This is a genomic window from Oceanicoccus sp. KOV_DT_Chl (genome assembly GCF_900120175.1).
Lineage (GTDB): Bacteria > Pseudomonadota > Gammaproteobacteria > Pseudomonadales > Dasaniaceae > Oceanicoccus.
Genome location: NZ_FQLF01000002.1, coordinates 694,863 through 720,743 on the forward strand (window position 1 = coordinate 694,863; position 25,881 = coordinate 720,743).

The 25,881-nt window shown below is 46.7% G+C and carries 24 protein-coding genes; 11 read left to right on the forward strand and 13 right to left on the reverse strand.

Annotated features, from left to right (window positions below; genetic code table 11):
- The first annotated feature begins 99 nt into the window (after nucleotides 1-99).
- The 4 genes from UNITIG_RS06925 to htpX all read left to right on the forward strand — a co-directional run bounded on the left by UNITIG_RS06925 (nucleotide 100) and on the right by htpX (nucleotide 2,966).
- Complete coding sequence (locus tag UNITIG_RS06925; RefSeq protein ID WP_101757722.1) at nucleotides 100-804, forward strand: hypothetical protein; 705 nt, start codon at nucleotides 100-102, stop codon at nucleotides 802-804.
- Nucleotides 805-815: 11 nt separating this feature from the next.
- Complete coding sequence (locus UNITIG_RS06930) at nucleotides 816-1,544, forward strand: DnaJ domain-containing protein (RefSeq protein ID WP_101757723.1); 729 nt, start codon at nucleotides 816-818, stop codon at nucleotides 1,542-1,544.
- Nucleotides 1,545-1,802: 258 nt separating this feature from the next.
- On the forward strand, nucleotides 1,803-1,937 hold the full coding sequence (locus UNITIG_RS25015) for a hypothetical protein (RefSeq protein WP_255399453.1): 135 nt from the start codon (nucleotides 1,803-1,805) through the stop codon (nucleotides 1,935-1,937).
- Between the two features lie 141 nt (nucleotides 1,938-2,078).
- Nucleotides 2,079-2,966 carry a protease HtpX gene (htpX, locus tag UNITIG_RS06935; protein ID WP_101757724.1) on the forward strand — a complete coding sequence of 296 codons (888 nt, stop codon included), beginning with the start codon at nucleotides 2,079-2,081 and terminating at the stop codon, nucleotides 2,964-2,966.
- 16 nt (nucleotides 2,967-2,982) lie between these two features.
- Here the strand turns inward: htpX and UNITIG_RS06940 are convergent, their stop codons facing one another.
- From UNITIG_RS06940 to UNITIG_RS06980, 9 genes are all read right to left on the reverse strand, one after another.
- The gene (locus UNITIG_RS06940; RefSeq protein WP_101757725.1) at nucleotides 2,983-3,609 is read right to left on the reverse strand and encodes a GNAT family N-acetyltransferase; all 627 of its coding nucleotides are present in this window, start codon (nucleotides 3,607-3,609) and stop codon (nucleotides 2,983-2,985) included.
- 3 nt (nucleotides 3,610-3,612) lie between these two features.
- On the reverse strand, nucleotides 3,613-4,011 hold the full coding sequence (locus UNITIG_RS06945) for a hypothetical protein (protein WP_101757726.1): 399 nt from the start codon (nucleotides 4,009-4,011) through the stop codon (nucleotides 3,613-3,615).
- Nucleotides 4,012-4,262: 251 nt separating this feature from the next.
- Nucleotides 4,263-5,774 carry a parallel beta-helix domain-containing protein gene (locus UNITIG_RS06950; RefSeq protein ID WP_101757727.1) on the reverse strand — a complete coding sequence of 504 codons (1,512 nt, stop codon included), beginning with the start codon at nucleotides 5,772-5,774 and terminating at the stop codon, nucleotides 4,263-4,265.
- Nucleotides 5,775-5,910: 136 nt separating this feature from the next.
- Nucleotides 5,911-7,011, reverse strand: a complete 1,101-nt coding sequence (locus tag UNITIG_RS06955) for a cytochrome-c peroxidase (RefSeq protein WP_369809151.1) — start codon at nucleotides 7,009-7,011, stop codon at nucleotides 5,911-5,913.
- Nucleotides 7,012-7,032: 21 nt separating this feature from the next.
- The gene (locus tag UNITIG_RS06960) at nucleotides 7,033-7,668 is read right to left on the reverse strand and encodes a c-type cytochrome (RefSeq protein ID WP_101757728.1); all 636 of its coding nucleotides are present in this window, start codon (nucleotides 7,666-7,668) and stop codon (nucleotides 7,033-7,035) included.
- Nucleotides 7,669-7,890: 222 nt separating this feature from the next.
- Nucleotides 7,891-10,449 (reverse strand): TonB-dependent receptor, encoded by a 2,559-nt coding sequence (locus tag UNITIG_RS06965; protein WP_101757729.1) that lies wholly within the window; start codon nucleotides 10,447-10,449, stop codon nucleotides 7,891-7,893.
- A gap of 171 nt (nucleotides 10,450-10,620) precedes the next feature.
- Nucleotides 10,621-11,913: a TonB-dependent receptor gene (locus UNITIG_RS06970; RefSeq protein ID WP_159931114.1), complete on the reverse strand. Its 1,293-nt coding sequence runs from the start codon at nucleotides 11,911-11,913 to the stop codon at nucleotides 10,621-10,623.
- Complete coding sequence (locus tag UNITIG_RS06975) at nucleotides 11,877-12,698, reverse strand: TonB-dependent receptor plug domain-containing protein (protein ID WP_101757731.1); 822 nt, start codon at nucleotides 12,696-12,698, stop codon at nucleotides 11,877-11,879. The genes UNITIG_RS06970 and UNITIG_RS06975 overlap by 37 nt, the downstream gene beginning before the upstream one ends.
- Before the next feature lie 264 nt (nucleotides 12,699-12,962).
- Entirely contained in the window at nucleotides 12,963-14,042 is a 1,080-nt protein-coding gene (locus UNITIG_RS06980) for a helix-turn-helix domain-containing protein (protein WP_101757732.1), read from the reverse strand.
- Nucleotides 14,043-14,259: 217 nt separating this feature from the next.
- On the opposite strand from UNITIG_RS06980, the gene UNITIG_RS23440 reads away from it, so the two are divergent.
- The 3 genes from UNITIG_RS23440 to UNITIG_RS06990 are packed head-to-tail and all read left to right on the forward strand — an operon-like array spanning nucleotide 14,260 to nucleotide 16,190.
- Entirely contained in the window at nucleotides 14,260-14,538 is a 279-nt protein-coding gene (locus UNITIG_RS23440; RefSeq protein WP_200821215.1) for an Mpo1-like protein, read from the forward strand.
- Entirely contained in the window at nucleotides 14,501-14,746 is a 246-nt protein-coding gene (locus UNITIG_RS25505; protein WP_200821216.1) for an Mpo1-like protein, read from the forward strand. The genes UNITIG_RS23440 and UNITIG_RS25505 overlap by 38 nt, the downstream gene beginning before the upstream one ends.
- A 25-nt stretch (nucleotides 14,747-14,771) precedes the next feature.
- A complete protein-coding gene (locus UNITIG_RS06990) occupies nucleotides 14,772-16,190 on the forward strand; it encodes an aldehyde dehydrogenase family protein (protein ID WP_200821217.1) in 1,419 nt (472 codons plus the stop codon).
- 24 nt (nucleotides 16,191-16,214) lie between these two features.
- Here UNITIG_RS06990 and UNITIG_RS06995 read toward each other — a convergent pair whose 3' ends face one another.
- Entirely contained in the window at nucleotides 16,215-16,904 is a 690-nt protein-coding gene (locus UNITIG_RS06995; protein WP_101757734.1) for a TetR/AcrR family transcriptional regulator, read from the reverse strand.
- A 267-nt stretch (nucleotides 16,905-17,171) separates the two neighbouring features.
- On the opposite strand from UNITIG_RS06995, the gene UNITIG_RS07000 reads away from it, so the two are divergent.
- The 3 genes from UNITIG_RS07000 to UNITIG_RS07010 all read left to right on the forward strand — a co-directional run bounded on the left by UNITIG_RS07000 (nucleotide 17,172) and on the right by UNITIG_RS07010 (nucleotide 20,088).
- Nucleotides 17,172-18,212, forward strand: a complete 1,041-nt coding sequence (locus UNITIG_RS07000) for a GGDEF domain-containing protein (RefSeq protein WP_101757735.1) — start codon at nucleotides 17,172-17,174, stop codon at nucleotides 18,210-18,212.
- 47 nt (nucleotides 18,213-18,259) lie between these two features.
- Nucleotides 18,260-18,904 (forward strand): SPOR domain-containing protein, encoded by a 645-nt coding sequence (locus UNITIG_RS07005; RefSeq protein WP_145999113.1) that lies wholly within the window; start codon nucleotides 18,260-18,262, stop codon nucleotides 18,902-18,904.
- Nucleotides 18,905-19,131: 227 nt separating this feature from the next.
- Entirely contained in the window at nucleotides 19,132-20,088 is a 957-nt protein-coding gene (locus UNITIG_RS07010) for an alpha/beta hydrolase (RefSeq protein WP_101757737.1), read from the forward strand.
- A gap of 18 nt (nucleotides 20,089-20,106) precedes the next feature.
- On the opposite strand, the gene UNITIG_RS07015 is transcribed toward UNITIG_RS07010, so the two are convergent.
- Nucleotides 20,107-21,393 carry a sulfotransferase gene (locus tag UNITIG_RS07015; RefSeq protein WP_101757738.1) on the reverse strand — a complete coding sequence of 429 codons (1,287 nt, stop codon included), beginning with the start codon at nucleotides 21,391-21,393 and terminating at the stop codon, nucleotides 20,107-20,109.
- A gap of 143 nt (nucleotides 21,394-21,536) precedes the next feature.
- Between UNITIG_RS07015 and UNITIG_RS07020 the strand changes: the two genes are divergently transcribed.
- The gene (locus UNITIG_RS07020) at nucleotides 21,537-22,436 is read left to right on the forward strand and encodes a bile acid:sodium symporter family protein (RefSeq protein WP_145999114.1); all 900 of its coding nucleotides are present in this window, start codon (nucleotides 21,537-21,539) and stop codon (nucleotides 22,434-22,436) included.
- A gap of 7 nt (nucleotides 22,437-22,443) precedes the next feature.
- Here UNITIG_RS07020 and UNITIG_RS07025 read toward each other — a convergent pair whose 3' ends face one another.
- Together UNITIG_RS07025 and UNITIG_RS07030 are read right to left on the reverse strand one after the other, a co-directional pair.
- Nucleotides 22,444-23,640, reverse strand: coding sequence for a sterol desaturase family protein (locus tag UNITIG_RS07025; protein ID WP_101757740.1), 1,197 nt, complete (start codon nucleotides 23,638-23,640; stop codon nucleotides 22,444-22,446).
- A gap of 13 nt (nucleotides 23,641-23,653) precedes the next feature.
- Nucleotides 23,654-25,867: a TonB-dependent receptor gene (locus UNITIG_RS07030; protein WP_159931115.1), complete on the reverse strand. Its 2,214-nt coding sequence runs from the start codon at nucleotides 25,865-25,867 to the stop codon at nucleotides 23,654-23,656.
- Nucleotides 25,868-25,881: the final 14 nt, after the last annotated feature.

Genomic DNA, 25,881 nt, shown 5'->3' on the forward strand with positions numbered 1-25,881 from the left:
AACATCATAGCAGAACTCACCGTCAGGTTTCCTATCACCTGCAAATCCCTCTACACTATATGCAAGCCCATACCGACACTCACAACCAGCTCTATTTTTATGGCCGACGATAAACTTCCAGACAAAGCTGCTTCCCGCCAAGTACTCAGTGCGTTCCTTGATTCGGCCAGCCAACTACCGCAGCGGGTGGACAGTGATAGCCGCCAAACCGGCCGCCTGATTTTTGCCTTGGACGCGACTGCCAGTCGTCAACCAAGCTGGGACCAGGCCTGCCAATTACAGAGTGAAATGTTTACTGCAACCGACAGCCTGGGCGGGCTGCAATTGCAGCTTTGTTATTATCAGGGTTTCCATGAATTTCATTACAGCCCATGGCTAAGCGAAAGCCGGTCACTTCGGCGCACCATGAATGCGGTGCAATGTCTGGGCGGATACACACAACTGGGACGAGTGTTAGAGCACAGTTTAAAACAACACAAGCAACAAGCGATTCAGGCGGTGATCATTATCGCCGACGCAATGGAAGAATCCGTAGATGTCTTATGCGACAAGGCCGGACAACTCGGATTGTTAGGCGTTCCCTTGTTTATGTTTCAGGAAGGTAATGATCCCGCAGTGCAACGCTGTTTTCAGCAAATGGCCACCTTGAGCAAAGGTGCCTACGCCACGTTTGATGCGCACAGCGCGCAACAACTGGCACACATGCTGGCCGCCGTAGCGACTTATGCCAGTGGTGGGTTTACTGCGCTGCAACAGTTACAATCGTCGGCAGCACGACAACTACTCACCCAACTTAAGAGCTAAGCCACCCGACCATGATCGTTCGCCTGATTTTATTAATCGCCTTTGTAGTGGTGGTATTGACGCTGATTAACAAAGTCAAAAAAACACCCAAAGCGCAAATGAAAAAAGTGTACTGGAGCTATGGCTTGGGGGCCGCGGCGATTTTACTCATTCTATTGGCCGCCACCGGGCGTATCCACTGGATAGGGGCGATGATTGGTGCCGCCATCCCGTTAGCCAAACAGGCCCTGCCTTATTTGATTCGGTATTTCCCCTACATTCAGCAACACCTGCGCAAACCGGCAGCCGCTAGCAGCAGTAACAATGGCAGCAATCAATCACAGGTGAAAACCGCTGTGTTAACCATGACCTTGAATCACGATACCCAACAGCTATCCGGTGAAGTCAACCAAGGGCCACTGGCCGGACAACAACTGGATGCACTGGAGTTATCGCAACTCCAGGCCTTGTTAGATTACTGTCATCAACAGGACAAAGACTCGGTTAAGTTATTGATGAGCTATCTCGACCACCGCTTTGGCAACCAGTGGCAAAGCCGCCCTCCGCCCAACAACTCCGGAGAAATGAATGAAGATAGCGCCTATGCCGTACTGGGGCTTCCCAAAGGCGCCAGCAAACAAGATGTGATTCAGGCTCATCGTAAAATGATGCAGAAAGTCCATCCTGACCGCGGCGGCAGTGATTATCTCGCCGCGCAAATCAATCAGGCCAAGGATCTCTTACTCAGTCGGCTTTCCTGAGTTTGTGCTAGCCTGCCCCAATAAATCACGTTAAAATCTTCGCGGTAATTTCAGCAACAACGGGTATTTTTTACAGATGAGTAAAGTTTTTGTCGTTCAAAATCAAGACGGTTATTTTGCCACCAAACACAAGGATTGGGAGTGCGGCCGCGACCCTAAACTATTATTTCGTAGCCCCACCGCGATGAAGCTATAAACCTGGTATTTGAACTGAGTTCTAAAGATATCTATCTACGAGCGGAAGCAATCAGCGTTGACATGGATGAGAAAAAAAATCCCATCGTCGAAGTCACCGCAGCGCCTAAACCCAAACCAGAATTGGTCGCTGAAGTCACTGGTGATGAGCCGCAGGCTGAAGACAGTGAAACGAATAGCGAAGCTCTGGCTGACTAGCCCCCGCAATCGCTTAGGGCAGGCGCTACTGCCCTTACTCCTTAAGCTCTTGAAACTTATTTCCCTCACCCCCATCTAATAGCCAGCTTTATCCGTATCAATGGTTGAACGGATAGCTCACTACAAAAGGTACTGCACATCATGCTACGCATCGGTTTATTTTTGATTACCAATATGGCGATTTTATTGGTTGCCAGCATTACCCTCAGCTTGCTCGGCTTTAACTCAATTATGGCGTCAAACGGCATCGACCTGAATTTATCAGCGCTGCTGGTGTTCTGCGCGGTATTCGGTATGGGCGGATCGTTGATTTCGCTAATGCTCTCCAAGTGGATGGCTAAACGCAGTATGGGGGTCAAGCTCATTGAGCAACCTGGCAACAGGCAGGAACAATGGCTGGTCGATACTGTTGCCGAACTGGCACAAAAAGCCGGTATTGGTATGCCTGAAGTGGGTATCTTCCCCTCGCCACAGGCCAATGCTTTTGCCACTGGCTCTAACCGTAACAAAGCACTGGTAGCCGTCAGCGCCGGCCTGCTTGACCGCTTTACACCTGAAGAAGCAAAAGCCGTCATGGCCCATGAAATTGGCCACGTCGCCAATGGCGATATGATTACGCTGACCCTGATTCAGGGTGTGGTGAACACCTTTGTTATGTTCTTCGCCCGTATTATCGGCCACGCCTTTGATCGCATCGTGCTAAAAAACGAGCGTGGTTTTGGCATCGGTGCCTGGGTTGCCACCATGGTGGCTGAAGTGATTTTAGGTATCCTCGCCTCCACTATCGTGTTCTGGTTTTCTCGCTGGCGGGAATATCGCGCCGATGATGCCGGCGCCACCCTAGCCAGCCGCAGCGGCATGATTGCCGCACTGCAAAGGCTGCGCAGTGAACAAGGTCTGCCTAGCGATATGCCCGGAGAAATGACCGCCTTTGGTATTAACGGCGAATTGAAAGAAGGTTTAGCAGCATTGTTTTTAACCCATCCGCCGCTAGAAAAACGTATTAGCGCATTACAAAACAAAGCCTAAGCACATTGCCACTGGATTAATTCAGTGGCAACTCCATATAAATATGGTCCACAACGTTGCCAAAGGCAGACTCTAACGAGCTTCGATAAGTGGCTCGCTCAACAAAGCCCATCTTCGTATACAAACTCTTAGCGCCTGGATTCGTTACTGCTACATCCAAACCCGCTATAGACAGGCCACGCTCTTTTACTTTCAGCAACAACTCTGCCACTAATCGCTTCCCGTAACCCTTGCCTTGGTGCTGCGGTGCAATGCCTAAATGATAAAGAATTCCGACATTTTGTTGCGGTGGTCGAATAACCCGCTCAATCGCCAGCCCTCTGGCAATGACACCGGCACAGGCCAGCAACGGATAAAATTGATAAAAAGAATGGACAGCTGCCAGCATAAAGCCGGTGGTTTGTTTAGCACTTCGCACCGCGCCAACACCAATCAACTCGCCATCTAACAGTACCGCTATATGTTGCTGAAAACCAAACTCCGACTTCCCCCGCACAAATTCCTGACGTAAATACGCCTGCGCCTGATCGGGTCGACGTTCACAAAACACATAATCAAAGGCTGCCGGACCGGAGCTGTATATCAGCGGTACCGCCAAATCTACATCTTCAGGCACACAATGTCGGAAGCTCAACTCAGGCATGTATCACTCTGTGGCCATTGCTTCAGCCCGCTTTTTAAGCGCCGCACCATTGGCAGTAAAACCCCGTAATATTTTTTTCCCGTAGGTCAATTTCAACAACCAACCTAACGGACCAGCAATGCGCTCATAGGTTTGATAACGGGTTTTGCCGTCGGCCTGCGAACAAATATATTGTGAACGCTCAGCCGCAAAATAGGGCTTTATATCGGCGTAGGATAAACAACAATTCTCCTCCCACACGGTTAATCGCTCTCTATTCACAAACCCCGCTTCCGGCAAGGGCTCTTCATACGGCCCCCAACTGGGGCCAAAGGTCACGCTCTCACCCGCTTTAGCTACCGTATCCAATTTGAAAAAACGGTTCATGGGGTTCCATTCCGGGTACTGATCAAAACCCGTCATGATTTGCCACACCAATTCAATGGGGCATCGATAATAACTGGCTCGGCCATAATAATTGACCCCATAAAACCCGGTATAGGCTCTGGCTGCTGGGGATTAAAATGACCAAACGGGTCAGAAAAAAGTGTTGGCGATTGAGTCGAATTCACTGCGTGTCCCTATAGTAAACAACAAAAGAAAACAGCATAACAAAAAAAAGCCCCGTCACCTTCGTACATTCGGGTGACGGGGCTGATGCTTTAACGCTAAAACTACTTGGTTAATTGCAGCATGTATTTAGCCACCGCTAACCGCGCCTCTTCATCCAGATAATTCTGTGGAGGCATTTCCGGATAGTCCTCACGCTTTTTCACTGGCTTGGCAATATAATCCGCCAGCCCTTGTGGATTATCCATATATAAAGCCTGAATCACCTGTACTGGCGGGCCAATCATCCGGCCAGTGTAAGTATGGCAACCGGTACAAATTCCCATATAAGTCAGTTTGCCCTGCTCTGATTTAACTATTTGCCGCGGCGGTACTGGCTCCGCTAACAAGTAATCCTTAACATCATCGGTATTGGTAAACGCACACTCGGCAAAGTCATCTACACCGACGGTGATGTACTGATGCCGATTGATAATACAGCTATCGCGACTTTTACCCACACGAATAATATCGGGGTTACCTTGTTTCAACTCCGTTAACATCAACGCTTTTATTTCATCAATGGTATCCCAACCATTGTTCAGCATAATGTTATTCAGAATTGAAATTTCATCGGCATTCGGTTCTGACTCAGGATCAATCGTTACATTACTCGCACTGTAATGATCCGTAACAAGAATCCCCGCCGTCTTATTATTACTAATAATATTATTCTCGATGATCACCTTATCAGCGGCCATCACCAGAATACCGGTACCTGCTGGAATACCGGCAACGGTAGAACCTGGCGCACCAAAGTTCTCAGTATTATTGTTGACCACAAAATTATTGCGAATAATAACGTCATAAGTCGTTTTAATCGGTAGGCCCGGGGTAATAAACGCCAGAATGCCGCCAGTATTATTGTGGGTGTAATTATTTTCTACGATCGCGTGACGGGAATTTTCAATTTCAATGCCGGCAACACTATCGAACACTTCATTGTGCGCCACATGAATATTGTCAGACATCCCCACATAAATTGCCGCGTCTTCAATACCGGAAATAACATTATGTTCAACCACGCCATTTTTACCCAGCTGCGGGAAGATACCGTAAACGCCAGTATCTACAATCAGGTTATTGCGGATAATAAAATTATTGCCCGCCTGCCCCATAATGCCATTGCCTTTATAGTGAGTGATTTTGAAATTCTCAATAATAATGCCATTACCGGAATACAAAATGGCATCGTTTAATCGAGTTTCACCTTCCAGAGTTGGCCACTTACCTTTTTCAATCACACCCAACATATGGATATTGTCTTTATCGATATAAACCGTTTCGACATAGGTGCCAGGCATCACCTGAATGGTATCGCCAGGCTGAGCTGCAGTGACTGCCGCCTGAATCGACTCACCATTTTTAACTACATGCACTGCACCTTTAACCACGGGTTGCGCTGAACCCGAGGCTGCTGCATCCGCATCGTCAGCGGCGTTATAACCGCCACTAAAACTAGCTCCATCACTACCGGTAATGACCGGCGCTGGACCCTCACCACTTTGGCCAATATAAATACCGGCGCCAAATGCGGCGAGTGCCACCACTATTGCTACCACTTTACCTGCGCTCATCTGCTTTCTCCTTCGTCAGGTGTGACTTTTTTGGTTTGTGTTAACTGTATTTTTTCTTCTGTTGTTACTGTATGACTGATAGGCGTTAAACCGGATGGCACCCGCGAAGGTGTTTGCGGTGTAAAACTTTCATCGGTCAGTGTTTTAAAAAGGCGACTAATAAATCCAATTCATGTTCGGCCAAATTGGGCTCCCAAATATGCCAATGCAAATTCATTTCGACACCATCCGGCACTGCATGACCTCGACCTTTGTTATAAAATTCCACCGTGTCGCGTAAATTATCAAAACGCCCTGAGTGCATATAAGGCGCTGTTTTTTCAATGTTGCGCAAGCTGGGAACTTTAAAACCGCCTTTTAATTTAGCGGCATTAAAGGTTTTTTCAGCACCAATATCCAATGGCAAACCCTCAGGCTCCGGCGCACCAATCACCGCAATTTGCTGATTAGTAAACAAAGGCGGCTGATGACATTCCGCGCAGCGCGCCACAAACGAACGAAACACATTTAAACCTTCAATTTCTGTTGCGGTTAATGCTTGGTGATAACCGTGTGCGTAGCGATCGTAGCGACTATTTAAAGAAATCAATGACGTTTGAAAAGCAGCAAGCGCTAAATAAATCTGATCCAGCGTAATATCGTTAGTTGCTTGAGCCGCAGGAAACGCTTGCTGAAACATATCGCGATAATCGGCATTAGCATTCAATGTTGCTAACAGCTGTACCGGTGTATTGCCCATTTCTTTCGGGTCATACAATGGGCCAAGCATTTGCTCTTCCAAACTACTGGCTCGTGCATCCCAAAAAAAACTGGTTAGAAATGCGCTATTCCATAACGTCGGTGCTGCCCTGCCTACATCCACTCCGGCGACACCGACACTGCGCGCGCGGCCATCACTCAAGCCCTTGTCAGGTTGATGGCAACTGGCGCAGGACATACTGCCATCGCCGGATAAGGCGGGATCAAAAAATAAATAGCGTCCCAAATCGATTTGTTCTGGGGTAAAGCCATCACGTCTTGGCGGTAATGACGATTGCAAACCACCCACTCCACGCCCCTGCACTGAATCATACTGGTCATATAGGGTATGTAATTTACACACACCCTCCCCGGTTTTTTCAAAACTGGGCGGGCAGCGATCTAACAAAACGAAACGATCATTTTCATTACTGTGAGCAACCGCAGAAAAACTTGTGATCAACAGAGCAGTAACAACGGAATAAACTAAGCGCTTCACAGCAACAACCTACCGCGCTATTTATTGTACTGGCAGCGCGTGTAAATACGCCGCCATATCCAATAAATCTTTATCCGAGCGCACGGTATTCGCCATCAATTTCATCTGCCGGCCAAACCGGTCCATTTGGTGAGTACCGCGAATACCCTGTTTGAAATTATTGATCTGCCTGATCAGGTAAGCCTCATCCAAACCCGCCAATCGCGGTGAATTCAACGCCTGATTGCCCTCACCCTTACCGCCATGACAAGAACCACAGTTGCCTTGGTAAAGGTTATTGCCATTGCGCACATCACCTTCAATTTTAGTAGCCACTGCAGTCACCGGCAGCGAAGCAATATACTCAGACACATCGGTAATCGCCTGCTTATCCGCCAGTACAGCAGTCATAGCGCGCATTTGCATGCCCAAGCTATCCTTGGCATCAGCGCCGCGGATACCGTCTTTAAAGTGATTCAGTTGACGTGCCAGATACTCAGGGAACTGCCCATTTAAAGCAGGGGCATTCATCGCAGGGTTGCCTTCGGCATTGGCACCGTGACAAGCGACACAGCTGCTATACAGGGCCTTGCCAGCAACAACATCGGCCGAGGCTAGCATGGGCGCTATCAATAATGAAGCGAGTAATAGTATTTTGGATGTAGTGAATCTTTTCATACGAAAGACCTTCAATAGTAATAAACTCAGTCCGAATTCCTGTGCCACAACATGCCCGACAGGAAAGTTACCATCAGAATAGTGACTGATTATGGTGATTTATCCTTACTAATCTCCTGTATTTCTGCAATCCGTCAGCTTTTGTTTAACTATTTTTGCTTTAAATATAAAAAGGGCTGAAAACCAGCCCTTTGTTATTTTACCTTCCTTTAAATGTCGTCCTTAGAAGTTGTATTTAAACTCAACACCGTAGAGGCGTGGATTATCACGTGTATAGGTAGGCGAGCCATCGGTTATTGACGAAGACAACGAACCACCTAAACCACCTGGATCCATAACATCACCGTGCTCGTCGGTCGCATTAAGCACATACGTCGCCACTTCCCAATCACCCGAACCATCCATATAAGTGACTTTAAGATTCAGCAACTGTCTTTCAGGCTGATCAGGGCAGCTACTTGCGACAAAGTCAGGCTGGCCAGCGCCACCATTAATCTGCTGAAAGACGCCATCAATGGTGTCAAAACCATAGACAGAAACCGAGCCATCGGTATTTTCCTCAACAAACTTACAAGACTCCCTTGAAACACTGTCTTTATAGTTATAGGCCGCATTAAAGTTCAGCTCAGCACCGGAATCCATGAAATAGGCGTAGTTGATACCCAAGCTGTAATTAAGGTCAGGGGTTTCAGAAAAGGACTCACCTTTTTCATCAATATCAGTACAGCTACCGCTGATATCTTTTTCAATAATACGACGGGTGTATTCTGCATCAAGATTACCGGTATTAAAGCTCAGGGTTAAACCTGAGACAGGAATCCAGATCGCCGATAATTCAAAACCCTCACCCTCAACATCAAAGGTATCAAATTCATAGGTGGTAACACCATTGGCCGTACATGCCCCAGTCTTTTCTTCAAGCTTTTGCAAGTTCTCATATTCATAAAGGAAAATGGCACCGTTGACTCGCAAGCTATAATCTAACCAGGAGGTTTTAAAACCTAACTCTAAATTTTTAACATTTTCAGGGTCGAATGAGTCGGCCTCCATATTGACACTGTTAAAGCCACCGGCTTTATAACCTTCTGAGTAACTGAGGTAAGTCAGAATATCTTCGGTAATCCGGTAATCAACAACCGCCCGCGGTGTCACTTCTTCCCATGCTTCACTTTGATCGTACCAACCCAAAGTGCCATTAAAGGGATCAATAGCGTTGGTGCCGGCTTCACGGGACAAATTACCCGAGGCATCTAAAATAGATTGTACTGGGAAGCCGAAGCCTATCCCAAAGTCATTAAATTGTGAAAATCGCGAAAAATCTTTTTCGTCTCGCGTCCAACGAACACCCAGCGTAACATCCAGATCCTCAGTCGCCGCATAAGTCGCATCAGCAAAAGCGGCATAGGATTTATATTTACCACGCACTTTGAATGACTCTTTAAACTCATCAGCCATTAGCGCTTCAGCGCCACTGGCATAGATTCGATCAAACTGCGCATAGCCACTAAGATCGTTTGGGCCTGGCGCAAGAATATAGGGAATAGAGAAGGCCAAATCATAACCAACACCCTCATTGCCCGCATAAGGGGATCCTAAAACTGTTTCCCACAGCGCTTTCTCAAATGAAGTGGGACTGAAGAAAATAGAACTGGTTTGCTCGGCATCTTCATAAGAATAATTAACACCGACAGTAAAGTTCAGCGGCCCGTCTGTAGTAGTATTAATACGCAATTCCTGATTCCAGGAGGCATTATCTTCAAAATTTTCATCACTGAATTTATATAAAGGGTCCGCTGAACCGTCACGCTCTTCGCGATAGGCCGATTCAAATTCACGGTAGGCCGTAATCGAGGTCAATACATACTCCTCGAATTCCCAACTTATATGGACTGAAGCACCAAATAATTCGCGTGTTTGATACGTATCATCATCGGAAGCGACTTTATCAAAATCACTGCGTTTGCCATCTCTGGGGCCAACGGTGGCACTATTTTGAGCACGAGCACCGGTATCCAGTTCGTCGTACTCAAAGCGGGCGATAATTTCCAACTCATCCTTGGGATACCAAGCTAAAGAGGAGGTAATCGACCAATTATCCTCACCATTAAACGTATCAGGACCCGCAGGGCCGACATTATCCACATCACCATCACGTTCATTCCATAAAGCGCCGGTACGTAAATAAAGATTATCGGCAAGTGGGATGTTATAAACCCCTTCCAATTTACGCTTGTCATAGTTGCCTAGCGTCGCTTTTACCCAACCTTGCTCCTCAGCGATAGGTTTGTTGGTAATATACTGCACAGCACCGGCCGCAGCATTTCGACCAAACAAGGTTCCCTGCGGACCGTTTAATATCTCAACACGCTGAATATCATTGAACGCGACTTTAGACGCGCCTGCCCTACCTATATAAACACCATCGATATAAACACCCACTGCAGGGTCAGCACCTACCCCAAAGTCCCGAGTACCAATACCACGAATAGTGTAGCTAGGCTGGTTAGTGGAATTCCGACTCAAGTCAACATTGGGCGCAAACTCGCCCACATCCGCAATATCCTGCGCCACCAGATTATTCAAATCACGCTCGGAGAACGCGGTCACTGCAATCGGTACATCCTGCAAGGTTTCCATCTGCTTCTGGGCTGTGACGATGATTTCTTCAATCGTATTTTGGGCTTGCGCGGCTGTAGAAGTTAACGCGAGTGTAACTGCGGTCGCCAGCACGCTGGCCGCGCTATTTACTACGCGTGAACCTCTGAAACTGTGTTTAATCATTTTGATCTCCAAATGTTCATTATTTTTCGATTGTGCTGAGCAAAACGCCCCCCAAACATCCGTATATTGACCACTCCAGTAACTGCTCGCACCCCGTTTGGGCCCCTAGCGAGTCAGTTGTATCGATATCTCTCATAATAGTAAGTTTTACTGTTAAAGAAAGATAAAGCCTTAAAATTGAGCTGACACATTTAATTCTGCGAACAAGCCTAACCTTTTTTCAAAATACTCATTCGACTCTACTCCGCCGGCAGTGATCGACTCGGTAAAATTAACCCGGTCGGTTTCAACGGTATTATCCAACAAGTTTTTCACATCCAGCCTGACATTCATCTTGCTGGGCAATTGCCATTCAACATAGGTATCCAGATAACCATCACTTTCTGACACGGTATTAATTTCATCAATACGACGATTTTGATAACGGCTTTTATAGGCGTATTTCAAACCAATACTGAGTGGCACTGACAAATCCGGATATTCCTGCTTAATTTCAGCCGTCCAAACATTGTGTCTGACACCACTGATCTGACGAGTGTCTCCGTTAAAAGGGTCGGTGACTGAGGTATCAATCAAATCCAGCTTTAATGTGCCGCGGGTATTTTCCGCCAGTGAAGTATCCAGCTCCACGGCAATGCCATGACGCTCACCATCGCCGATATTACCCAACACCGATTCAGTCGGGCTTACCGGCATTTGATCAACCACGTCTTCGATATCGTGGTAATAATATTTGGCTTTAAGATTGCCGCCATTATTGGCTAATATACGTTCGTACTGGATACGTATTTGCCACGATTTTTCCTGTTCCAGATCAGGATTAGAGGGCCTTAATTCATCGCTATCACTATCAACACTATTAGTGAAATCCGCCAGATTGAGCTGATTCACTTCCCGATTGATACCCAGCAGCCAAGTTTCAGCCGACGATAATCGCCAGTTTAATTCCAGTTGCGGCTTGGGATAGAAAAACTCACGTTGTTGGCGCAGATCACCGCTCTGCCTGACATTGGAATATTCTGCTGAGGAACCTATATCCAGCTGCAATTCAGGTAGTAATTGCCACTGTCCAAACCAAAACATAACAGCGCGCTCCTCTACAATGCGTTGATCACTGTCCTCTGCAACGGAGCTGTCCTCAACCAAAAGCAGTTGTTGATCAATGAAGTTATGCACTAACTCAAGGCCACTTCGACTACTAAAGGCGTCATTGTGGGAAACAAATAAACTCACTTTGGCAATGGTCTCACCGTTGTGGGTTTGTTTCTGTTCCAGGCTATTAAAGTCAGGGCCGCCCGCCAAAATAAACTGGTCATTGATAGCACGCTCAAAATCACGGCTGCTGCGATTTTGAATCCATTGCCACTTCAGCTGCGCGTCCGAGTCCAGTGACATGGCATAGTCTGCTCCCAGCTCCCAGTTGTAACCTAAATCCTGTTCTGACAAATCTCTGAGTTGATCCAACTCAAGCCGCCCAGCTGCTCCGCCAATTGTTGCTGATCCTTGCTGCCCTGATACTGGATATCTTCATACAGCACATTCAGCTGTACATTATTGCTACTTTTGTCGAGCCAGCTCAGCGTTGAACTGAGCTTGCCACTCCAGCCCGCTTCCTGCAGGACACGATCGTAAGCACTCTCAAACTCCTGCTGCGGAGAATAGAGCCACTGCTGCTCAAATTCCGGCTTGCCGCGATCGAATAACTCCAACCCAGCTATCCAGTTACTGCTACCCTGTTGCCGATTGAAAAACAAGCCACCATTGACTGCCTGATGACCCTCTTCATAGCCCGTGACTTTGGCATCCCAGGACAAATCCAGACTGTCCTGATCGCGCAAGACCAGGTTAACCACGGTCTCGCTGCGCTTGATATTTAAACCATCTACGCCACCGCGAATAATATCTACCCGCTCGACATTCTCGGCCGCAATTCTGGCCAGGATCGTTTTGATGCCATTACTCTTTGCAGATACCGGGCGACCATTGATCAACACCAACTGACTATTCTCGTTAAAACCACGGCCACCAGTATCGGCCTTATCAACAACCACCTGGGCACCGGGCACCCGGCTCAAAATATCTTCCGCATTATTGGGGGTGTAAGCCATATAAAAATCTTCCCCATACTGCTGTATCGATTGCTCGGCATTTACGGGGGTAGATATCAGCAGAGCACACAGCAGCAACCAGCCAGGGATGGTTTGATAGAGGGGGAGAACGGGGGGAAATGTCTGATTAATCAACGGCATCAAATAACTCTAAAAAAGGATTGAGTTTCCACACAAGTATTAAAAAATCCTTCTTTAATGGCCTGATCGTGACGGTGAAAGCAAGCATGACACGAAACGCGTCTGTTAGTAGTCGTGGATAATGCCTATGAAAACCGCTAATCACCTACGCATTTTGAAAATCCGTCAGCTTTAGTTCACAAAATCCGTATTTTTTAGAGGATTGTTGGTCAAAACCTATGCCGGAATGGCTAATCAGTTGACCTGTATGACTGAGTCGATAGTTTATTCATCAGCTCCCAGCTGCTGGCGTCGATAAGCCGTGGGGGTAGTGTGGTAGGTATCTTTGAAGGCCTTATTAAAAGAACTCAGCGAGCGAAAGCCAATATCCAGCGCGATGGTTAACACGGGTAATTCTTTCTGTGCCGGATTTGCCAAGCGCTCGGAGGCTTCGGCGATGCGATAGCTATTCAGAAAATCGTTAAAGTTGCGATAGCCAAGACCGGCATTGATCGTTCTACGCAAGCGATATTCCGGAATCTCCAGGCGATGGGCTAGCTCTCCGATAGTCAGTCCCATCTCGCGGTAGACACCCTCCCCTTCAATCAGCGCTTTCATACGGTCCACTAATTCCGGATCAACCTCATCGGCGGATGCTATCGCCGGCTCAGGCGTAGATGGTGCTACTGCCCTATCCACACTTTGCTGCACTGGATGCACCACCAGCTGCTCTGCGGGCACTAGCAAACCCCGCTTGTACTGCAGCAAGATCGCGTTGGTCGCCAACAGAGTGAGCCCCACCGGGAGGTATTGCAAGGTGCCTAACCAATCCGCATCGGCAAATAGCAACTCGCGAAACAAAATCAGTACAAAAATATAAATGCCATTAAAACCACAAAACCACAAGCGCAAGCGACGTCGGGACTCAATCAAATCCACCCGCCAATATCTGGCAACAACCAATAGCGTCAAGCCCAGTAATATGAATTCCAACAACTGTGGCGCGGTAATAAATACCCATTCCACCCACGCTTGATCAAACCCACGGAGCAAGCGTCCAATAATAGGCAAAAACACGGTAGTCGCTACCAGCGCCACCTGCCATCGGTGCAGACGAAAGTGATCATCAAATAAACTGCAGCTAAATAACCAGAACATACCGGGCACCGCCGTTGCTAATGCATCCGCCCAGTTCACCCACACCGAATTTGTCAATGGCGTAATCAAATAAGCAAATACCGCAACCAGCAGCAAGGCAAATAAGCGCTGCTGAATTGACCAGACACCGCCGCCGAGTAACAGCAGCACACTAAGCACTAGTTGAGACATAGCAAAGGCGATCGCAGCGACCAGTAAAGTATCCATAATTCTAATTATCTTATCTGATGAATTGATCCGTTATGGCTGCGAATAGTAGCCAGCTATCCAGAGCAATTCAAAGAATCCCACACAAAAGCTGACGAATTTTAGAATAAACGCAGCATTTGCAACTGAGGGGCGGCATACTCTGGCGAATTCGACCTGAAAGGCTAGAGGCTAGATTCTAATCACCTCGTATCTCGCATCTATAAAAGGAGACATTATGCAGCGCCGATCTTTAACCCAATGGCTGAACGAATACAGTGAAACTCATCAGCACCCAACCAATAAATGGATTCATTTTATCTGTGTGCCGGCCATACTGTTCTGTACGCTAGGGCTGTTGTGGCAGCTACCGACGCCCAACTTTATGCAGGCAATCAGCATCACCAATTGGGCGCTGCCATTGATAGTGGTTTCACTGGTTTTTTTACTGCTCCTTATCCATTGCCTTGACCCTTGGCATGGTCGTTATCGTCGCTGCTTGCGGCTGGGCCTTTGAAGCCTATATCAGCTATGGCCCAACCGAACTGTGGGTGTTATGTATCACAATCTTCACTATCGCCTGGATATTGCAATTCGTTGGTCACGCCTATGAAGGCAAAAAACCATCATTTTTCGAGGACATTCAATTTTTGTTAATCGGGCCGCTGTGGATACTGAGTTTTATTTATCAAAAATTACGTATACCTTATCGCCAAACTGATTAATCGCCCCCCATACACAAGACACTCTTTGCCACCTAACCGAGCACCGGATACCGCCATCATGTCACCCAGCTACAGTTCAGAAGTTCAAAACCTGCACCACTATCACCAACAGGGTCATTGCCACCCCTTAGAGTGGCGCAAGCAACAACTGCAGCAGTTAAAAACCATGCTACTGGAAAACGAAGCAGCGTTTTTACAAGCCCTGAATGACGATTTAGGCAAGCCAGCTATGGAAGCGTGGTCAATGGAAATCGCCTATGTGACCAATGACATTGATCACTGCATTGCCAACCTCAAACGCTGGAGCAAACCGCGCAAAGTGCCAACGCCGCTAGCCGCCCAACCTGCTAGCTCGTTTATCCAACCCGAACCACTAGGCACAGTGCTCATCATTGGCGCCTGGAACTACCCTTTGCAACTCACCCTGGCGCCACTCACGACCACACTGGCGGCAGGTAACTGCGCTGTATTAAAGCCCTCTGAATTAGCACCGGCGACTTCGGCATTAATCGCCAAGCTGTTACCGCAGTATGTTGAGCCGCAAGCGGTAATCGTCGTTGAAGGCGGGGTCGAAGAAACTACCGCGCTGCTGGAACAACGCTTTGACCATATCATTTATACCGGCAACGGCCAGGTCGGCAGAATTGTGATGAGCGCAGCGGCCAAACACCTCACCCCGGTCACGCTGGAACTGGGCGGTAAAAGCCCGGTCTTCGTTGATGACAGTTGCAACCTCAGCATCGCTGCCGAGAGAATTATCTGGGGCAAATTAAGTAATGCCGGGCAAACTTGTGTGGCACCGGATTACATCCTGACCACCGCCAATATGCGCGAGCGTTTAGTGGCTGAGCTAAAAAAAACCATTGTGAGAATGTACGGTGAAATACCGGCACAAAGTGAGAGCTATGGTCGTATTGTCAACCAACGTCACTGCCAACGACTGATCAACTATTTACAGCCTTACCTGAATAGCGAAGCTATCGCTCACGGCGGGGACTATCAACTCGAGGATTGCTTTATCGCTCCCACCATCATCCTAGAGCCTGAGCTGGACGGCCCACTGATGCAAGAAGAATTATTTGGCCCGCTGCTACCCATTATCACCGTGCCGGATTTTGAAAGTGCGGTCCATTTTATTCGGCAGCGGGACAAGCCCTTAGCAGCCTATTTATTCAGTACCAACCCCATCCAGCAGCGGCTTTGGATTCAACAATTGAGCAGTGGCAATCAGGGTATAAACGATACCTTTATGTTTATGACGGTACCTAATCTACCGTTCGGCGGGGTCGGTGCTAGTGGAATAGGACAGTATTGTGGCCCTGGTGGCTTTGAGCGCCTGAGTCATATGAAGGCAGTCATCAAACGTCCTAACTTAAAAGATCTACCGCTGCGATTCGCACCCTATAGCCAGCTTAAATTTAAATTTTTGCGCTGGGTACGCTAAACAAGATTACGCTGCTGATAACAGTTAAGGCTTGCTTTGCTGATCACCACTCGCCGCCAACAACATCACATTGATATGGCGGCGCACGGTATCTTCAATTTTTTCCTGATTGATTTCACTGCCAGCCAAAACCGCTTCCTGCTCCAAGCGCAGCAATACACTAATAGTAATTTGCGCATCGGCTTCCGCTTTATCCGAACCAATTAATTGATAGAACATTTTCAGACTATCAAATTGACCGGCCAAACTTCCATGCACCACCCGTCGTAATTTTTCGCTGCGAGCAGCCTCATGATGAAACGCCAATTCAATCAAACGATCTTCACGGTGCTGGGTAATTTGGTGGCTGACATAGGTAATAGCTAACTCTGAGAAAGTGTTAGCAATATTGTCGCGGAGAGATGTAACTTGTAGCTGCTGTTGATCGAAGTCAGTACCGAGATGTTCTAATATTTTATTTCGAAAGCGGTCTCTATAAATATTGGCACTATGGTTCCAAAAGAGAAATGTTTCGCTGAGGAGCTCTTCAATGTCTTTGAAGTAATAGGTCGTCGAAGCTAACGGGACTTTAGCCTCCTCGGCAATAGCGCGGTGTCGTACTCCGCGTATTCCATCCCTTAATATAACCCTTAATGTAGCTTCTAAAATCTGCTTTCGACGCTTAATGCCACTGGCCCTAACTACTTTACGTAGGCCAGAATTTTCCATGGTCATTTACGAGGTAATCCTTGATAACGCACTAACCTAACTTATCCTGTCGATACTCCAGAGCAACCATGCTCCTGCCGAAATTCGCGGCCTTTATAATTATCAATATAGCCTAACAGGGCTATAAAGGTGCTTTATCATGCACTGATTTTACATCAGTTGCAAAGAAGCTATGATATTGGCAAGGATTCCCATAGTGCCAACAAGAAAACAACGTTAATATGCACCCATAGTAAGCTCAAAGTTAAGCCCAAAACGGACAAGGAATTAACGATGCACTACTCTGAAAATTTGGCAACGGCTGCCAGCTATCTTAAAAAGTCGATCCCCCACATGATGGCCAATGAAGTCCCGGCCAACCCCATAAACTACACGCTTTGGTATAACTACGTTGCCAACCACATTCCTGAACTTAATAAAGCGCTGGATAGCCTGACAAAAACCAAAGGCAACCTCACTCCTCGCCTAAGTGAAGAACTCTATCGCTACTATATAATTAATGAACACCTTGAAGACCACCAAAAAACATTAGAAAGTATAACCCAACTAGCCGCACAATTAGTCAATCATCTCAACGACTCTATGCTGGGTAGTAGCAACTTTGAACTGGAAATTAATGCCAATATCGATCAATTAAATCAAGCCGCGTCGATCGGAGAAATTACCGCTATTATCGATCAGGTAATCAATACCAGTGAATCTATCCGCACCGCCAACCGACACTTCCAGGACAACTTGCAACTCGCCAGCGAAGAAATTAGTAATTTACGACAACAACTCAAGCAAGCTGAAAAACAGGCGTATATTGACCAACTAACCCAGCTTTATAACCGCCACGCCTTTGACCGCCAGCTAGATCAGCTGATCAATACGGAAGGCCTTGCAGAAAACGTATGCTTGATACTGGCCGACCTTGATCACTTTAAATCCTTTAATGATAATTACGGCCATGTGATAGGCGATCGTGTGTTACACCGCATGGGAGAGTTGCTACAGGATTACTGTCCAGACAACGCGATCGCCGCTCGTTACGGGGGTGAGGAGTTTGCGATTATTGTTAACAACTCAACTATTGAAGACGCACAAGCAATCGCAGAAATGCTACGGCATAAAACCCAACAACTCAGAGTCAAAATTAAAAACTCGGATAAGGTACTTGATAGTATCAGCGCCTCTTTCGGCGTTGCCAGATTTCAAACAAACGAAACTGCTGAATGCTTTATCGACCGCACTGACCAAGCGTTGTACCGTGCCAAACATTGTGGCCGAAATCGAGTAGAAGTTTATCAGGAGGGATGGCCGCCAGCTGTCTGATTCCCCAAGCTGGTGGTACTTTGGTACATTTGTTTTTACCGAGGTTTATGACTAAGCTATCCGCAAAAGCCTGTGAGAATAAATCTGTGACTAAAAACTTCCTAGCGCTCATCGCCCTGCTGGCACTAATCACAGCCTGTAGCCAACAAGCCACACTGGACTCGCTGGATACCGGTTCAGCCCAAGCTGGGGCAGGTAAGCAAAAAAGCAAATGGTTATGCAGTAGCGATAGCAATAAACAATGGAGCTGTAAGGATGTCTCCATTGCCGATATCCCTGCAACCACTAATAAAGCTCAATCAAAACCAGCGCAGACAAGTACCTCGCCAACAACCAAAGCGATAGTCACAGTAGCAACCGCTAAAACTATCGATCAAGCCAGCCAGAATAAAGCGCATCCAATGACGAAACCATCGTCTGCGCTAAGCGAATACCCTGATAATTATTATGCAGTGCAGCTGGTGGCCGCCAAACTACAGACCACAATTACTGACTATCTGGCGGCGAACCCGCAACTATCAGACCACAGCCCCATAACCCTAAAATACAAGAGTGACTTGCACTTATTGGTTCTCGGCGTTTACCCTGACTACGCCGCAGCTCAAGCAGCAGTTGATAAAATATCACCCGCATTAAAAAAAGCGCCCTGGATTCGGGCTGTCGGACCACTCAAGAAACATATTCGCCAGTAACCTCTGCATACTATTAACATCAGCCAAACCGCTTTAACTTACTGACTGCTGTAGCTCGCCACCATCCGCAAGCGCCGCCGTTAGATGACACAATATTCATTACTAGGTCACTCAGTTTTCGCGTTAAAGTAACCAATACTTACTGACTTTGCTTAACTAAGCACATACTCAGTCCGATAGGCGATATGCTCGCTGCTTGGACAAACACATCTTAATAGGAGCCATTGGTGGCTAAACATCACTACCCCATTCACCCTGATTTTGAAAAATTCCCGGTGATTACGCTGAGTTTCAACCGAGTGATAATCGGTTTATTAAACAGCTTTATGAAATTGGAATGTTTTTTCTCCCAGCGACAGCGATTAAAGCGCGCCAAGCAACACACACTCACCAACGGCGACGGCAGCCAGTTTAAGGTTCTGCAGTTCACTCCTCAGCGAGACAGCAACGAAAAATTACCTGCCGTACTCATTTTCCACGGCGGTGCCTTTGCCCTTACCTACGGATCCGTTCATCTTTACTCAGCTGAATATATTGCCGAACAAGCAAACTGCGCCGTATTTTTTGTCGACTATCGCCTGGCGCATAAAGCGCCGTTCCCGGCCGGATTTAATGACTGCTATAGCACGCTGGAATGGGTACATAGCAATGCGGAGCAGTTGAATATTGATACGCAACGCATTGCAGTTCTAGGCGATAGTGCCGGTGGCGGTCTAGCCGCGGGCGTTGCCCAGCGTGCCCTCGATGAAGGAAAGATTAACGTGTGTGGACAGGTACTGGTATACCCAACGCTGGATCATCACTGCCAATCCAACACTGCCACGACCTATGTCGACACCCCACTATGGAATGCCACCAACAATCGTCGTATGTGGCGTTACTATCTTCGCGATTACAATACCTATGCTAGTGGCGAAGCAGGAATCGCCCCAAGCTATGCCGCTCCCGGCGGGCGCGAAGATTTAACCGCACTGCCTGAAACCTACCTGGAAACAGCAGAATTTGATCCACTGTGTGATGAAGGGCTGACTTACGCCCGGCGCTTAATAGCCGCCAGCATAACTACCGAACTCAACGAAACCAAAGGCACCATACACGGTTACGATTCAATTTTAAGCAATGAAATTAGTATTGATGCCTTTCAACGCAGAATTGCGTTTCTCACCCGTGTATTTGAGCGCTAACTCTCTGTGATAAACGCGCTAGCTGACATGAGGGTTACGCACTTCATCAGGAATAGTATAGCGCTGCCGATAAAAATCCAGCCGCGCTGAAACCTCATCTTTACTGAGGCCAAAATCCTCCAAGCTGTATTTATGCGAACCATGCTTGTGCTGATTATTAGTATCCAGCCACCCCTGCATACCGGCTAAAGCCTGTTCGTTGAGATCCATACCCAAAAAATCATAGATACCATTCATCGCCTGCCGCCAATCTTTGGTGATATCGGCATATAAGACATCATATTGATTTGCATTGGGGATCATACTGTCGCGAACCCTTTGTGTTTTAGCTAGCATACTTTCTGTTTTAGTCAGCCACTCATTACCCAACCACTGCGGTGACAGCGTGTCGGTATCACGCACCATGCCATTCCACGCCATGGAACACATTGACCCCATAACTTTTACCGGGTCACGGTGCGGAAAAATACATTTTGCATCGGGGAAAACGTTTACCAGACAATCCAAATCCTGCATATGCTGTGGCGACTTTAATACCCAGGGTTTATCGATTGGGTCATCGCGAAACCATGACACTACTTTCATCAGTGTGGCCATATACTCATAAGCAGGCGTTTGATCGTGGGTCATGATGTATTCAGCAAAACTGGGAACTTTAGTACACACTTCAAAAATCTGGCTGGCAAATGCGTGTTGTAATAAACCCACTTCCTCCTCAATCGCATCCGCTGCCAAGGGGTGTACTGCCGCTATTTGTGGGCTCAGATAAAGCACAGCTTTCAGGCCTTGTTGAATATTGGTAAAACGTGGATCGACTTTATTTTCTGCCCTGGCACTAAAACTTTCAGGATAGGGAACCGGGTTAACCGACTCCCAAGCCTTGAGATTCAGGAAGCGCTTATCAGCCCCCAATAAACGATGCAAACGAGTGGTGCCGGAGCGAGCAAGCCCGACAATGACCACCGGAGATTTTATTTCGCGTTCAAGAATTTGCGGCTCGCGCTTTAGCAAGTCCGTTAGTAGCAATCGATGTTTTAATAACCGCACCAGTGAAATACCGGTTAACATCCGGCCAATGGGGTTTAAGTCGGCCTCTTGCTCCAGCGACTTCAATAACACACGCATGGGTACCAAAAAAGACTCGTCACCAAACTCTGTTAATCCAGCTTGCGCTCTGGCTTTTTTTATCAGCGAATTTTCATCCAGCGGATAACGACCAATACCCATAGTATTGAAGCCACCTAAAACCGTATTTAATATTTTAATTGGCGTGCGATGGTATCGGCTAGCAGCTGGTAGCGTCATTTATTAGTACCCATAAATAAAATCTATTAATGTTATTGTACTGTGATTCACTTTAACTGAATGTCACCATAAGATTACCAAAAATAAACAAACTAAAACTGTGAATGGGCTATAGTCAGCAATATTAAAATGTGGGCACACTGATGAATCTGAATGACCTATTAGTAAATTTAATCGTGCCGCTATCGCTGTTTGTAGTGATGGCTATTATCGGCATGGATTTAACCAAAGAAGATTTCAAACGAATTGCACTGTACCCCAAAGCGATTTTAGTGGGCACCGGCGCACAACTGATTACGCTGCCATTATTAGCCGCGGCCATTATATTTACACTGCAGACAACCACATTTGCCCTAAGCCCCGAAAATATCGGTACCCTTATTATTTTCGCAGCCTGCCCTGGCGGTGGTATCTCTAATATTATGACCGCACTCGCTCGCGGCAATGTTGCTCTTTCCGTCAGTTATACTGCTACATCAAGCATGCTAGGGTTAATCACCATCCCGCTAATCGCCGCCATCGGTTTTGATTGGTTTTTGGCGGAATCCACAACTATTTCTGTCCCACTCGCTCCCATGATTGGCCAATTAATACTCTTGGTCTTCGCGCCAATCGCTGTTGGCATGTGGCTTAAAAGCAACCATCCAAATTGGATAGCAAACAATGAAAAAAACTTTAGCCGGATGACTAATGTACTGATCCTTATTATTGTGTCGCTAAGTTTTATGGTTGATAACGGTATCACCGCCGAGAGTTTGGAGAATGCGCTACCTGCCGCGCTAGCCTTTACCTTTGGCTCTATTCTTCTAGGCTTGATAATCACCAGGTTAGCCAAACTAAATAAGCAAGATAGTATCGCCTTATTGATTGAATTTAGCGTCCGCCACGCAGGCATTGCCACTTTGATTATTATCGTTATTCTACAGCGCTTTGATATGATGGCGCTAATGACCGCCTGCGCTATCATTCAATTATTAGCCGTTTTATTAATTGTCGCAGCCATAAGAGGATTTTCAAAACCCACTGAAGTCGCGAGCGAGTAAACCAACATTATTTTGCCGTTAGTGTTTGTTGAGTAAATCCTTCGCGTCGATAAACTATATAAGCGATAAACATCAAGCTTGCTATAATCAACACACTATTCAACTCGCCCCACAGCACCAGCCCAATAATGGGTGCCAATCCCAAGCGAACTAACTCCAGCCCCCAATATCGCCCTTCAAGTAACCAGCCCAACACCATTAAGCTCAGCACCATATAAGCAAATAACACCGAGCCATTGATCATACCCATAGTTTCAAATTGGTACTTCAGCACGACACCCAAAACCACAGCTAATAAAAATTGCAGTATCACATAATTACGCAACCATGCAGCAATGACTGGATCATAATGAGTGCCAGCTATCACCTCCCCTTTGGTAATATCATCAGGCACAAATGCTGTCGCACCAAACCACACTTTTATTTTGTCGCGCCAGGAACGAGTCAGAAAACTATCGCGAAACATACCTACATAGACATGAACATTGGCCCATATTGGATTCCAACTATTCAAACCCCGGGTAATGCCAAAATCTACAGCAATATCTTTGCGTTCAGGCGTATAGGTACCAAACAAACGGTCCCACACAATAAACACGCCGCCATAATTTTTATCAATATACTCTGCATTGCGGGCATGATGAACACGATGATTGGAGGGGGTTATAAACACCCTCTCGATGAGCCCTAACTCAGGAACAAAACGCGTGTGAACCCAGAATTGATAAATTAAATTGAGGCTGGCGACACTGACAAAAACCTCCGCTGGCATACCAATAAAAAAACACGGGATATAAAACAGCCAACTCAATAAAAAACCCGTACTGGTTTGACGCAAGGCTGTACTTAGATTGTATTCTTCGCTTTGATGATGCGAGACATGCGCAGCCCAAAACAATTTTCGTTCATGACTGATACGGTGAAACCAGTAATAACAAAGATCATAGAGCAAAAAGGCCAACAGCCATTGCCAAATACTAACGTGTTGCCAAACAGGTAGCGCCGTCGTTTGCTGCACTAACGCATACACTTTACCGCCAATATCGATTAATACTAAACCACTGGTCGTACTGATCAAGCCCATACTTAAACTGTTGATAGTGTCATTTGCACGGTAATAACCGGTACCGCGCAAATGATCAAACAACAACTCTAGCAATAGAGCCAGTAAAAAAAAGGGAATAGCATAAACGACAAAGTCCATCGTATTAGCTCATCTAAAATTGGTAAGCCGCACTAACGCCCACGGTACGACCAATAGCCGCAACTGCTATAGCTGCATTTAAATCGTATTTAGCCAAACCACCCGCATCCACCAAATATTCTTCATCTGTCAGGTTTTGCCCAAACACGGCAACCGTCCAATGACTCGACGCATCGGTCCAGGCTATCCGCGCGTCCACGGTACCAAAAGCATCCTGGTATTCATCAGGAGTATTGCTCACACTAAAATAATAATCATCTGACCATGAATAAGAAAGTCGTGCATCCACACTGGCTCCGGAATTCAGCATGGTGTCGTACATCAACGTCGCACTAAATTGTAACTCAGGCGCCAGCGGCATTTGATCACCCGCCAAATCAGTGGCTACATTATCAATCGCAGCAACAAATTCCTTAAACTCGGTATCCAGATAATTACCACTTAACATCAGCTGCCAGTTTTCCGATATTAACCAATTGGCATCAAATTCAAAGCCCTGCCCCTGTGCCTCACCAGCATTACGTAAGACGACTACTGCTCCTTCGATATTATTCACCTGCAAATCTTCGTAGTCGTAATAAAACAGAGCAGCATTTAACTGTAAACGGTTATCGAGCCAACTACTTTTATTGCCCAGTTCATAACTCCACACAAACTCTGGGTCAAACGGGTTACCCGGCGCAAAACTATTAAAACCGCCGGATTTAAAACCTTTGGCGATGGAGCCATAAAACATGTTGCTGTCACTTTGATTCCAGCGCAAAACTAAACGTGGCGTCCAGGCGTCCCAGCTCTCATCATTCTCATCCACAGGAAGATCCTGATATACCACACCGGGAAAATTTTCAGTACCAAAAAACACCAATTTATCCGGCTCAGGGCCACGGCTATCTACCATATGCTCTTTTTCATCCAGGGTATAACGCAAGCCAAAGGTCAGCTCCCAATCCTCGGTGAATTTCCAGGTCGCATCACCATAAACCGCATAACTATAATATTCACCGGCGTTTTCTAAATACTCGTAGTAATCGACACCATCGGGGAAATCAACCGCAATAAATGGAAAGATTGCAGGTTGGCGATCCTGAATGACGTACTTAACGGTTTCGTTGGTTGATTCCAGCAGGGAATCCTGTTCAACATCCTCATAAAAAATACTCGTCCCTAAAAACCAAAACAAATCACCGCCATCATCAAAGTTCAACCGAAATTCCTGACTGTATTGTCTGGCATCCACAAAGATATTGGTTCTTAATCTGGCGTCACGACTGCCAGAACCGGTAGTATCCTTGCGCGATTTATAATCTGTATCACGCACACCTGTTATCGACTGAAACTCATAATCGCCCCAGTCCCATCCCAGATGCACTGACGCATCATAAAGGCTGCGTTTTTCCAGACCGTTATCACCAAGGTCACTATTGATATCGTCATAGAAATCACCATTAGCGTAGAGGGGATTGGTAGATTGAGGGCCGCGGGAAATAACGTCAATTTTGTCGTAATTCAGTTTGAACATGGCATCAAAGCCAGCGTCATTATTGAAAACAGTAGTCCAGCGCAATCCTCTATTGTTTTCATCTTCGACGTCAGTGTTATCAAAATCATTATGTTTCCAACCATCGCGACGGTTGTATAAACCGGATAAGCGCATAGTAACAGAATCGGTCACCGCACCTTCGATACTGGCATCAACACGTTTTTTGTTATAACTGCCGGTTTCCACTTTAACTTTGCCGGCGGTTTCCTGGCCCGGCTTTTTAGTGGTGATGCTGATAGCACCTCCAATAGTATTGCGGCCAAACAAAGTGCCCTGCGGCCCTTTTAGAATCTCTACGCGTTCGGCATCAGCCAAATCTGAAATTGCACCAGAGATCCGCCCCACATAAATATCATCAATAAAAACACCAACACTGATATCGCCACCAACGCCAAAATCATTCGAGCCGATACCACGGATATAAATATTAGGTTCACCCTGGGTGCTGGCCTGCGTAGTCAAAGCCGGGGTGAAGCGAGCGAGGTCATCAATTAATTCAGCACCTACCCCTTCAATAAATTCACTTTGAAATGCACTTAGCGCAATAGGGACATCCTGCAAACCCTGCTCACGCTTTTGCGCTGTAACCGTTATTTCTTCTAACTGGGTATCCGCACTTACGCTCAGCGCAGCACAACTCAGCAATAGCGTTATAGAACGCACCGCCATTTTAGTGAAAGTCGTCATAAAATCCCCCCAGC